Genomic DNA, 11,187 nt, shown 5'->3' on the forward strand with positions numbered 1-11,187 from the left:
GTCTCGGACACATCCCTGCTGTCAAGGCAGTGTCCTTATCACTCGTCACTCGGTTAGATGAGTGTGGACACCAGAACGTCAGGGTTCGACGACCAGCCCGCGCTGAGCATGGTCAAGGTGCCGTGCGATCCCGCACAGGTCATCGTCAACCACGCAAGCTTCCGCGTGCGGCTCGCACCGAGCCCGAGCGCGCGTTCCAAGCCCTCGATGCCCTCCAACGCCCAGGGCCGGGCGCCCGTCCTCGGCGGCGCCGCGGTCGCGGCCGCCGGGGCGACCCGCCGCCGGGCCCCCGTCGTCTGGAGCGGCAAGGCGGACGCCGGCGACACCGCCGCGATGGGAGGACTGCTCCAGGCCGCCCGGGAGGCGGGGCGCGGCCACGACCGCTTCGACGGGGGAGCCACCCAGACCATCCCGCGCGTCGACCTCGCGCACGACCTCGCCGACGACACGCTCGCCACGCCGACCGTCATCGGGCAGCGCACCTACGGCGACCCGGACGATACCCGCCCCATCGGCGCGGTCCGGCAACCCGGGCGGCCGGCCTACGACTACGGGCCGCCCCGCGGGTACGACGACGCCTACGACGACGCCTACGACGAGGACGGCGGGAGCGCCGACCAGTCCCGGCGGCAGGCCTCCGACGCCCGCGCCCAGGCCTCGTACTACCCGGGCCGCCGGATGAACCTGGGCGTCGTGCTGCTCCCGCTGCGCGTCTTCCTCGGCTTCATCTCCATCTACGCCGGCATGGGCAAGCTGTGCGACCCCGTCTACTTCGACGGCGGTGAACGCGGCTCCATGGTCACCTGGCTGCACACCCTGCATCCCTGGGCACTGGCCGAGCCGCTGCGCGACTTCGCGCTCGCGCACCCCGTGGGCTCCGGGCTCACCGTGGCGTTCCTCCAGGTCATCGTCGGCGTGCTCACGGTCTTCGGACTGTGGCAGCGGTTCGCCGCCTGCTTCGGCGCGCTGCTGTCCGCCGCACTGCTGATGACGGTCAGCTGGAAGACCGTCCCGGCGTACGACGCGCCCGACATCATCTACCTCGCCGCCTGGAGCCCGCTGATCATCGCGGGCGCCCCCGTCTACTCGCTCGACGGGCGCCTGGCGGGCGAAGCCTGGCGGACGCTCGGCCCGCGCTCCGAAGTCTGGCAACTGCGCCGGCGCGTACTGCGGCGCGGAGCCCTCATGGGCGGTGTGATCTGCGGGCTGACCCTGCTCGTCGGCTCGCTCCTCGGCGGGGCCGTCCGGTCCACCGCCGTGGTCACCGTTCCCGGACCCGGTCGGGCCCCGAGCAACTACCTGCCCGGCACCCCGCTGCCGGCGCAGGCCCCGGCCAAGCAGCAGCGGCAGCCCTCGCAGCAGCCCTCGAAGCCCGCCACGCCCTCGGCGAGCGCGTCCACGCCAGCCGCCAAGTCCGGTCGGGGCGGCGCCGGTTCGGCGCCGTCGCAGAGCGCCGGGACGGCCGCGCAGTCACCATCCGCGAGCCGCAGCGGCGCGGGGAGCCAGACCACTCCGCGCAGCACTCCGCGCCAGTCCAGCCCGCAGCAGCCACCGACGTCGTCCTCGGGCAGCGGCAGCGGTGGCAGCGGTGGCGGCGGCGCCGCCAAGAAGCCCGGTCTGGTCGGCGGTCTGCTCGGCTGAGGCCGTCGGTCCGGCCGAGACCTTCGGGTCCGGCCGAGGACCGTCCCACGAGGTCGGGGGCCCGGCGCGCGAGGAGCGCGCCGGGCCCTTCGGCATGCCGGGCCGCCTTGGTGCCAGGGGTTGGGCGCTCCGGGCGGGTGGGGTGCCCGCGGCGCCGGGGTGCGGGGTGGGCCGGTTGCGGGGCGCGGGCGGCGGGCGTCGGTTCCGGGCGGGGTGCGGGCGTCCGGTGGCTTCGTACGCCTCGGCGCGGCATGGGCCGCCGCCCCCGTGCGACCGCTCAGGAGCCGCCGTACGCGGCCAACTCCCTGGCGGCCTCGGTCAGGTCCTTCGCCGTGTCGATCGCCCGCCAGTAGGCCCCCTGGGGCAGCGGGAAGCCCGCGAGGCGGCGCTCGCGGGCCAGCCGGGGGAAGGTGGTGCGCTCGTGGTCGCCCACGTCGGGCAGCAGCGCGGCGAACCGCGGGCTGAACACGTACACGCCGGCGTTGACGGGATACGGCGACTGCGGTGCCTCGATGAAGTCCAGCACCTGCCCGAACTCATTGGTCTCCACGACCCCCCACGGGATGCGCGGCCGGGCCAGCGCCAGCGTCGCGACCGCGTCCCGCTCCTTGTGGAACGCGGCCATCTCGCGCAGCGAGAACCGGGTCCACACGTCGCCGTTGGTGGCGTACCAGGGCCGGTCCGGGTGCGGGAGGTGCCGCGCGGCGTACTTGAGGCCGCCGCCGCGGCCCAGCGGCTGCGCCTCCACCACGGTCGTCACGCGCAGTGGCAGCCGGGTCCGGCCGAGCCAGTCCTGGAGGACGCCGGCGAGGTGCCCGCAGGAGACGACGGCATCGGTCACCCCCTCCGCCGCCAGCCAGGCGAGCTGGTGCCCGATGATCGGCATGCCCGTTCCTGGGATCTCGACCATCGGCTTGGGCCGGTCGTCCGTGTACGGCCGCAGCCGCGTACCCTGGCCGCCCGCCAGGACCACGGCCTGGGTGGGGGCAGCCGGGAACGCGGCAGTGTCGTAAGGGGGTTGGGGCGGTACGGGGGAAACGTCGGTCATGTCCGCCAGCGTAGGAGGGGGCCTCCTGCGGCGGCGGCCGACTCGACGGACGAGCGGACGGCGGTCTCGACCACTGACCGGACGCCCGACCCGCAGCCGGGCCGGATGCCTGACCCGCAGCCCGGCCGGACGGCCGTCAACCGGCCGGAAGCACCGTCAGCCCATCGAGGCGACGCCGGACGCGTACGAGGTGTCGCAGACGGGGCGGGCGAAGGACTGCGCCTTCGTCGGCCCGTAGGCCTCGACGGCGGCCCGGCCCAGCGCCCGCGCGATGCCCACGCAGTGTTCGGCGAGCGAGGGCCGCCGGTCGACCTCCTGCTGGAGGTGCGTGAGGACGTCGCCCGGCTCCTCGCCTTGGCGCAGCTCGGTGAGGAGCTTGTCGCGCAGCAGATCCTGCGCGGCGCGCGGCTTGGCGGGAACGGACACGCCTTCGGCGGAGGCGGTCAGGATCTGGGAGGAGGAGTTGTCCGCCCAGGGGACCATGGTGACCGCCAGCGTCCCGGACAGGACCAGGACGACGGGCAGGACCAGGGCGAGGGAACGGCCGATACGGCGGGCAGTGTGGGTCACGAAGGCGAGAGTAGCGCTCGGTGAAGGTGTGACGACATTCGGTCACCCGGTCGGGGGACGGTTCGACGTGGCTTTTCGATTCGCGGGTTGACGAGTAGGGCCGAATGGCCCGATCTGCCCGGGATTCCGGTTACGGCCCGCCGCAACTCGCCGCGAAGGGGCGCCCCTTGACGGAGCGCCCCTTCACCGGCGGTGTGCGGCCCGTCAGTCGGAGAGGCGGGCGCCGGAGGAGGTGGAGAACACGTGGATCTCGTCGGGGCGCGGGATCACGTGCAGCGTCGCGCCCTTCTCGGGCACCTTGCGGCCGTTGACGCGGACCACGAGGTCCTGCTTGCCGGCGGTGGCGTCGGCGACGGAGCCGTAGACGTAGCCGTCCGCGCCGAGTTCCTCGACCACGTTCACCGTGATCGTCAGGCCGCCGGTGTCGCCGATGTCGAAGTGCTCGGGACGCACGCCGACCGTCACCGTGCGGTCGCCCGCCTCGGCGGCGGCGGTCAGCGCCTCGCGGGACACGGGGACGACGCTCTCGCCGAACTTCACGCCGCCGTCGGTGATCGGCACCTCGACGAGGTTCATGGCGGGCGAGCCGATGAACCCGGCGACGAAGAGGTTCGCGGGCCGGTCGTACATGTTGCGCGGGGTGTCGACCTGCTGGAGCAGACCGTCCTTGAGGACCGCGACCCGGTCGCCCATGGTCATGGCCTCGACCTGGTCGTGGGTGACGTAGACGGTGGTGATGCCGAGGTCCCGCTGGAGCGCGGCGATCTGCGTACGGGTCGACACGCGGAGCTTGGCGTCGAGGTTCGACAGCGGCTCGTCCATGAGGAACACCTGCGGCTTGCGCACGATGGCGCGACCCATCGCGACGCGCTGGCGCTGGCCGCCGGAGAGCGCCTTCGGCTTGCGGTCGAGGTACTGGGTGAGGTCGAGCATCTTCGCCGCCTCCTCCACCTTGCGCCGGATGGTCGCCTTGTCCTCGCCGGCGATCTTCAGGGCGAAGCCCATGTTGTCGGCGACGGACATGTGGGGGTAGAGCGCGTAGTTCTGGAACACCATCGCGATGTCCCGGTCCTTCGGCGGCAGGTGCGTCACGTCGCGCTCGCCGATGCGGATGGCGCCGCCGTTGACGTCCTCCAGGCCGGCGAGCATGCGCAACGAGGTGGACTTGCCGCAGCCCGAGGGGCCGACGAGCACGAGGAACTCCCCGTCCTCGATCTCCAGCTCAAGCTGGTCGACGGCGGGCTTGTCGCCGCCGGGGTACAGCCGGGTCGCCTTGTCGAAGGTGACAGAAGCCATGGTGGTGAATCCCTTCTACCGGCAGGAACGTGCCGGACGATCCGAGTGGAAGGTCTAGTCCAGTAAGCGGACTCCGCCCGACGCTACCGGCCCGCCCGCCTCCTGTCAGCACCCCGGGGACGTGACGTCGGAAAGTTCTTGGCTGGCGGGTTGGCGGGCTGTGTAAAGTGAAGGCGATTCTGCGCGCCGCGCAGCGTCGCATCGCCTCCTTAGCTCAGTCCGGCCAGAGCAACGCACTTGTAATGCGTAGGTCGTCGGTTCGAATCCGACAGGGGGCTCTGCGGACAGCCCAGCTCAGACCTCGTCTGAGCTGGGCTGTCTTATGTCAGCGGATCTTGCGGCGACGACGGGCGCGGGCCGCACGGGTGTTCTCTGTCTCAGTTCTGGTCTCAGACACGGGTCCGGGACCCGGTCCCGGGGCGGGCGCGGAGCGGGTCGCGGGCGCCGGCATGAAGGCCTCTCCCATCCGGCGCATCGCCTCGCGGGACAGCTCGGAGCGGCCCTTGACGTAGCGGCGCGTCTGGCTGATCTGGGTGTGCCGGAGGATCTCCATGATGGTGGGCATGTCCACCCCCAGCTCGTTCAGGATCGTGCCGGCCGTGTGACGACTGCCGTCATGCTGTCGGCGGTCGCTGATCCCCGCCTCCGCGAGCAGCTCCTTGAACTCCTCCCAGTCGGCCCGCGGGTCCAGCGGCCGGCCATCGGCGCGGGTGAACACCGCGCCGCACTCCTCCCAGAGGTCGCCGGCCGCCTGGCGCTGCTCGTCCTGCCTCGCCTTGTGCTCCGCGAGGTACGGCAGGAAGGGGGGCGGGATGGGGACGGGGTTCTGGCTCTTCTTCGTCTTGGGCCGGGTGAAGGCCAGGCCCCCGCCCTTGCGCTCGGGGCAGGTGCTGGCGTGCCGCCGGCAGGTCTTCGGGCAGGGCGGGGGACACCCGCGTTTGTAGCCCTTGTGCACCGAGCAGTCGGCCGGGCACGGCTCGAACCGGTGGAGCCGGGCCCCGCAGGCGTGCGCGTCCTTGCAGCCGTGCTTCCACGTGAGCCGCTGGAGCTGCCAGGCAGGGTGGAACACTCCGTGCTCCAGGTCGACGTACTGCCAGCGCAGTCCGAGGGCCTCCCCCTGCCGGAAGCCCATTCCGACGCCGATGGCCCAACGCATGAACGTGGGCCGCTTGGCTGCCGCGGCGAGGAAGGCCTTCGACTCGTCCCGCGAGAACGGGTTCGCCTCCGTCTCGTCCACGGACGGCGGGTCCACCAGGGTGGCCACGTTCTCGTTGATGATCCTGCGGCGGTGGGCGATTTTCAGGGCCCGGGAGAGGATTCGGTGCACCTTGAGCACGTGGGACGCGGCGTGCCCCTCCTCCAGCATCACCGCGTACATCACCTCCAGGTGCTCCGGGGCTAGCTTGTCGAGGCGGTGCTTGCCGATGCCCGGGATGATGTCGTTCCGGGTCTTGGACCAGTAGTCGTCCAGCGACCGCGGCTTGAGCTTGAGACTCGCGATTGTCGACAGGTACGTGTCCATCCACTCCGCCACGGTCGGCTTTCGCCCCGCCTTCGTGGCCCGGCCCTCGTCGCGCAGCTTCTCCAGTTCGCGGACCTTCTTGGCGACTTCCGCCTCGGTTTTGCCCCGGCGGTGCCGGCGGTCCGGGCCGCCGTCGGGCTTCACGCCCATCGTGACTCGACCGTGCCACCACCCGTCACTGCCCAGGTAGATGGACGACTCCATGTTCGGCTTGCGTGGACTCATGTACTCCTCCATGCGAAAGGCGGCCCCGGGGACTGCCCGGGGCCGCCTGCGGCTGTGCTGCTGAGATCAGACGGACTGGGGCTGGAGCTGGGCGGCGAACGCGTCGATGTCGGTCCGGCGGATACGGCGGGCGCGACCGACCTTGACGAACGGCAGCTCACCCGCGGCCATCAGCTCGTAGAGGGTGGAGCGGCCGAGCGAGAGCAACTCGGCCGCCAACTCGACCGTGCAGAGGACTGGGGCGACGGGCATGGCTGCGGTGGTCATCGAAGTGCCTCCACGGTGATCGGATGTCGGGGCGGTTCTTGTCCCTCAGAGGTCCGCTACCGCCGCTACTCCGCTACCGGGCAGGTCAGGGGCGGTGTGCGGGTAGCGGATGAGGTAGCGGTAGCGGATGAGTGCCGCCACCGGCCTGGGGTGAGTACGAGGCCGGTGGCGGGTTGGGGTAGCGGATCTTTGCCGCTACCTCGGGGTGTTGCCGCTACCTCCCCAGGTGGTCTGACCTGCGTGGTAGCGGCGGTAGCGGAGGTAGCGGACTTTCAGGAACCGGGGGGCGGGCAGTACCTGGTCCAGGCGTCGGCGAGGTCGTCGGCGTAGTAGCCCTTGAGCACGGTCCCGGCGGTCTTGATGTTGCGGGCGACGATCGGGCGGTTGTGGCCGGTCATGTACTCGCGGAGCATCTGGCCGAGCCCGCGGGCGTCGAGGGGGCGGCCGTTCATGTCACCCCAGGGGGCTTCGTCCAGGGAGCGGAGCTGTTCGAGGACGGCGGCGGTGGGGAGGCGGGGGATGTCGCCGAAGACGTGGTCGCGCAGGTCGGTGAGGAGGCGGACGCCGAGGCTCGCCTTGTCGTCGCTCTCGGCAGCGGTGACCAGTTCGACGCAGGCGGCCCGTGCGCGGTCGGGCCAATCGCCGCCGGCGGCGTCGGCGACGGCGAGGAGGGGTTCCCAGACGTCGGCGGGCCGGTCGGTGACTCCGTCGGGCATGACGGGGAAGGCTCCGGTGATGCGGTCTCGGACGTTGTCGGCCCAGGTGGCGAGTCGGTCCCTGAGGGCGTGGCCCTCGGTGGTGTGCAGGCGCGCGCGGAACGGCTCGACCTTCTCCGAGCGGGCCCGGCGGCGCATGCGGATGACGACGGAGCGGGTCAGGATCGTGTCAGGGAGATTGCCCAATCCGGCTACGGCGAGGGCGCAGTACGAGGGGAAGCCGACGACGGATTGGTTGCCCGCGCCGTCGCTGACGCACCGGTAGGTGACGCCGGAGCGGCGGTGGCCGGCGTTGATGAACCCGCGCAGTTCTTCGTTCTCCCCCGCCTTCGGCCCGAAGACGGTGTCGATCTCATCAAACAGGATGGTCGGCCGTCCCTCGCCGCCGGAGACGGCGCGAAAGAGCGCGGCCGGGGAGGCGTTGACCGCCACCATCGGCGCGGGGACCAAAGTCTCCACGATCTCCAGTGCGCGGGACTTACCTGAGCCGGGCTCCGGTGACAGGAACGCGATCCGCGGAGTGGCGTCGAACGCTTCGAGGAGGTGTGCGTGGGCGTCCCACAGCGCGACCGCCACGTATGCGGCCTCGCTCGGGAAGACGTTGAAGCGCCGGTGGAAGGCCTCCACCGCGTCGAGAACAGTCGCTCCCTCGGGCGTCTGCTCCGGGGCCTCGGTGGCGGTGGGGACAGGGTGGACGGTGGTGAGGGTCATGCGACGGCGCTCCTGTCGTCGGCCCACAGGGGGCAAGTGGTGCGGTGGCGGTCGTGGTCAGAGATCAGGGCTAGGGCGCGGGTCTGGCCTGCGGCGAAGAGGTCGCGCCCGCACGCGCACCAGGAGCGGGCGGTGGGGGTGGTGCCGCGGCCGGGGGCGGTGATGTGGAGCCAGGCGAGGGGCCGGCGTCCGTCGTCGGCGCGCGGGTCAGGGCGAACAGATGAAAGGACGCCTTCGGCGACGACCTTCGGCGCGCCACGGCCGTTCGGGGCGGGGGCCGGTTCGGCGGGGCTGATCCCGGCGGGGGTCCTTGTGGGGCTGTTAGCCGGGGGGTGTTCGCGGGCCGTCATGCCGTCCGCCGGCTGACGGGGTTGTTGCGGATGGACCAGTTGAGGGCGCTGGTGATGGCGGAGCGGTACTCGTACGGCTTGAGTCCGGCCGCTTCCGCCCCCCGGCTAAGAGCCTGCTCGACCTCATCGCGGTCGAGGTCGCCCAATGCGATCAGCCGCCCCAGGGCGCGGGCGGCCCTGACCAGCGCCTTGTTCCGGTGCCCCTCGGGCGCGTCGGCAACGTTCCGCTCCTCGTTGCGGAGCGCCGCGTCGGCATAGGCGGCCCGACGGCCACCACTGCGAGGCGCGGAGCGGGCGACGAGGGGGCGGGCGATGATCCGGGGCGGAGCGGCGAGCTTCGCCTGCAACCAGTTCGGGAGCGGGGCGACGGGCCGGTCGTCGGTGACGCGGTAGGCACCGGCGGGCGTGACGCTGCCGGGTGCGACGACGTACCCGCCCCATGCCCGGGTGTCGATGTGCCGCCCGAGGATGTCCTGGGTGCTGCGCATCGTGACCCCGGCAGGGGCGGTGAAGTACAGGTGCCGGCCACCGGACGGCGTGGTCACCGTGAACGTGGGCGGGACCTGCTCGCCGGTCGCCTGGCAGAGGGCTTCGAGGATCTGAGCGCCGCTCTGGGTGCCGGGCGGGTCGGACTGTTTGGGCGGGTCGAGGTCGATCACGACCAACCCGGCCGGCCCGGTCGCCAAACCCACGTTGTAGGCGGTGGTGGCCCATGCGGTACGGATGCGGTCGAGGTCGGTGGTGGCGCGCTGTTCGGGCTTGGTGTGGCCGTCCGTGCAGGCACCCGTGCGCGGGCACCGGGTCTCCCCGTGCAAGGCGGGCACTTTGGAGCCGGTCCGGAGGGGGAAGACGGGCCAGCCGCGGGCGGCGATGCTCAGGGCGGTCGTCAGCAGGTCGCTCATGCGGCCACCGCCCCGGATCGGGGGCGGGCGAGGAGAGCACGGCCGAGCCATTCGGTGTAGGCGGGTGGGATGGCTTCGGTGAGTTCCTCGCGGACGTCGGTCCAGTCGATGCCCATGGCGGCCTGCATCTCGGGGACGGTGGCCTTGCCGCCGCCCTCGCCGTAGGCGGCGACGTACGGCCCGTCGCGGTAGGCGCCGTGGCGCCAGCCTCGGACGTAGCCGCGGTGCTTCGGGTGCGCGGCCTGCGGTGTACTCCACCTGCCGAGTTCGAAGTTGCGGTGGCGGAGCACGCCGAGGCCGAACATCTCCCCGCACAGGGTGATGTCCTTGCGGACGTCGGCCTTGCCGTTGGGCTGCTCGATCACGTAAGGCAGGCCGGATGCGTCGAGGAGGTCACGGGTGGGGGCCACGAGGTCGACATGCGTTCCGCCCCAGCCTCGGGAGGTGTTCGTGCCCACGGTGAGGGCGCAACCCTTCTGGCAGGGCGGGGAGGCGTGGGCCGTTGTGAACCGGCGGATCTCGCCGGACTCGATCAGGTCCGCGAGGACGGTGAGGGCGTCGCCCTGGATGAAGGTGAAGGGGTAGTTCGGGCGGGGGCGGATATCGACGCCGGTCACGTCGAATCCGGCGCGGTGGTAACCCATGGCGGCGCCGCCGGCGCAGGAGAACAGATCCAGTAAGGCGGGCCGGTGGTCCTCTGGCCGGATGTCGGTCGTGTGGGTCATGCTGGATTCCTCCAGTTCAGTGGAACGTGCTGGATGAGGGCGGCCCCGGACTTTGCCGAGACGGGGGCCGCCCTTCGCTTTGCTAGAACGGGGGTTCGTCGCTGTACGCGTCGGCCCACGGGTCCGGACTGGTGCCGGGCCGGTTCCGGCGGTGCGGGAGCGGGAGGAGGACCCATCGGCGGGTCTCGTCCCAGCAGCGGCAGGGCTCCCATTCGGTGCCCGCGTACTCGCCGGTGGAGTAGTCGCCGTAGTCGCAGTTGTGGCCTCCGACCCCTTGGCAGTCGGGGCAGTCGGGCCGGGGCGTATCGGTCAGGACCACGGTCGGACGCGGCCAGTTGGTGCGGAGGATGCGGAATCGCATGGTTCTGCTCCTTGTACTGGTCAGTGGCGGGTGTGGTCGGTGGCGAGGTCGGTGAGGCGCTTGGCCTCGTCGGGGGTGACGGCGCGGTAGCGGACGCTGACGCGACAACCGGGCTGCGGGCAGCGGACGGTGTGCTTGCCGACGAGCAGGGCGACGGCGTCGGAGACGCGGTCGGCAAGAGGCTCCGGCTGCTGGTCCATGGCCAGTCTTTCAGCGGTTGTTGAGGGTGCCGGTGGCACGGCCGAACATCCCCGAGGCGGTGATGTTCTGGGTGACGTGCTGGACCGGCGCCCCACCCCGGCCCGTTCCGCGGGTGGTGCGGAGGAGGAGCGGGGCGAGGGTGCCGGCGGCGATGAGGGCGATGGCGGCCCAGAGGGCATCGGTCATGGCGATCAGTCCCGGGGCGGCGTAGGAGATCCCGAACCCGGCGGCGGCGATGCCACCGCCGACGGTAGGGGCGAGGAGCGCGGTCGTCTTCGCCCACGCGGGGATCGACTGGACGGCCGGCGCGGGCTGCGGGGTCGTGGGTTGGGTGTAGGCGAGGGTGCGGTAGCCGTTCGGGAGGGTGACCATCTCGACCCCCGGCGGGAGTTCCGCAAGCGGCAGGACCGGCTGTCGGATTGCGGTCGGGTGGTAGATGGGGTCGCCGTAGCGGGCGGGCGGGGTGGTGCTCGCGGTCGTGGGCTCATAGGGCATTGCAGGCTCCTGGACGCGGTGCGGGCGGCCCCTTTTGGTGGTGGGGCCGCCCGCGTGGGTGGTCGCTCTGCGTGTGTGCGGCTACTGCCTACTGCCTACTGCCAACCCGGTACTGCCTACTGCCAAAACGGCTGGTGAGGGCGCCTGGTGGGCAGTA

Annotated in this window: 12 protein-coding genes and 1 tRNA gene; 2 read left to right on the forward strand and 11 right to left on the reverse strand. The window is 71.9% G+C overall.

The annotated features are described in order from the left end of the window. Positions 1–57: 57 nt before the first annotated feature. Positions 58–1,641 carry a DoxX family protein gene (locus tag E6R62_RS14060; RefSeq protein WP_136213736.1) on the forward strand — a complete coding sequence of 528 codons (1,584 nt, stop codon included), beginning with the start codon at positions 58–60 and terminating at the stop codon, positions 1,639–1,641. Positions 1,642–1,918: 277 nt separating this feature from the next. Here the strand turns inward: E6R62_RS14060 and E6R62_RS14065 are convergent, their stop codons facing one another. From E6R62_RS14065 to E6R62_RS14075, 3 genes are all read right to left on the reverse strand, one after another. Next, positions 1,919–2,689 (reverse strand): nucleotidyltransferase family protein, encoded by a 771-nt coding sequence (locus E6R62_RS14065; RefSeq protein ID WP_136213737.1) that lies wholly within the window; start codon positions 2,687–2,689, stop codon positions 1,919–1,921. A gap of 156 nt (positions 2,690–2,845) precedes the next feature. Then, positions 2,846–3,259: a hypothetical protein gene (locus E6R62_RS14070; protein WP_136213738.1), complete on the reverse strand. Its 414-nt coding sequence runs from the start codon at positions 3,257–3,259 to the stop codon at positions 2,846–2,848. 204 nt (positions 3,260–3,463) lie between these two features. Beyond that, positions 3,464–4,555 (reverse strand): ABC transporter ATP-binding protein, encoded by a 1,092-nt coding sequence (locus tag E6R62_RS14075; RefSeq protein WP_136213739.1) that lies wholly within the window; start codon positions 4,553–4,555, stop codon positions 3,464–3,466. A gap of 203 nt (positions 4,556–4,758) precedes the next feature. Between E6R62_RS14075 and E6R62_RS14080 the strand changes: the two genes are divergently transcribed. After that, positions 4,759–4,833: transfer RNA gene (locus E6R62_RS14080), tRNA-Thr, on the forward strand. 47 nt (positions 4,834–4,880) lie between these two features. On the opposite strand, the gene E6R62_RS14085 is transcribed toward E6R62_RS14080, so the two are convergent. The 8 genes from E6R62_RS14085 to E6R62_RS14120 form a co-directional block, all read right to left on the reverse strand. After that, positions 4,881–6,302: a tyrosine-type recombinase/integrase gene (locus E6R62_RS14085; RefSeq protein WP_136213740.1), complete on the reverse strand. Its 1,422-nt coding sequence runs from the start codon at positions 6,300–6,302 to the stop codon at positions 4,881–4,883. 66 nt (positions 6,303–6,368) lie between these two features. Then, entirely contained in the window at positions 6,369–6,569 is a 201-nt protein-coding gene (locus tag E6R62_RS14090; protein WP_136213741.1) for a helix-turn-helix domain-containing protein, read from the reverse strand. Positions 6,570–6,841: 272 nt separating this feature from the next. Beyond that, positions 6,842–7,996: a DUF3631 domain-containing protein gene (locus E6R62_RS14095; RefSeq protein ID WP_136213742.1), complete on the reverse strand. Its 1,155-nt coding sequence runs from the start codon at positions 7,994–7,996 to the stop codon at positions 6,842–6,844. A gap of 346 nt (positions 7,997–8,342) precedes the next feature. Further along, positions 8,343–9,248 (reverse strand): bifunctional DNA primase/polymerase, encoded by a 906-nt coding sequence (locus E6R62_RS14100; protein WP_136213743.1) that lies wholly within the window; start codon positions 9,246–9,248, stop codon positions 8,343–8,345. Further along, positions 9,245–9,973 (reverse strand): DNA cytosine methyltransferase, encoded by a 729-nt coding sequence (locus E6R62_RS14105; RefSeq protein ID WP_136213744.1) that lies wholly within the window; start codon positions 9,971–9,973, stop codon positions 9,245–9,247. Before E6R62_RS14105 ends, E6R62_RS14100 begins: the two co-directional genes overlap by 4 nt. 82 nt (positions 9,974–10,055) lie before the next feature. Then, positions 10,056–10,334, reverse strand: a complete 279-nt coding sequence (locus E6R62_RS14110) for a hypothetical protein (protein WP_136213745.1) — start codon at positions 10,332–10,334, stop codon at positions 10,056–10,058. Positions 10,335–10,354: 20 nt separating this feature from the next. Continuing rightward, positions 10,355–10,534, reverse strand: coding sequence for a hypothetical protein (locus tag E6R62_RS14115; protein WP_136213746.1), 180 nt, complete (start codon positions 10,532–10,534; stop codon positions 10,355–10,357). Between the two features lie 10 nt (positions 10,535–10,544). Next, positions 10,545–11,030 (reverse strand): hypothetical protein, encoded by a 486-nt coding sequence (locus E6R62_RS14120; protein WP_136213747.1) that lies wholly within the window; start codon positions 11,028–11,030, stop codon positions 10,545–10,547. Positions 11,031–11,187 lie beyond the last annotated feature (157 nt).

This window comes from Streptomyces sp. A1136 (assembly GCF_004795055.1).
Classification (GTDB): domain Bacteria; phylum Actinomycetota; class Actinomycetes; order Streptomycetales; family Streptomycetaceae; genus Streptomyces.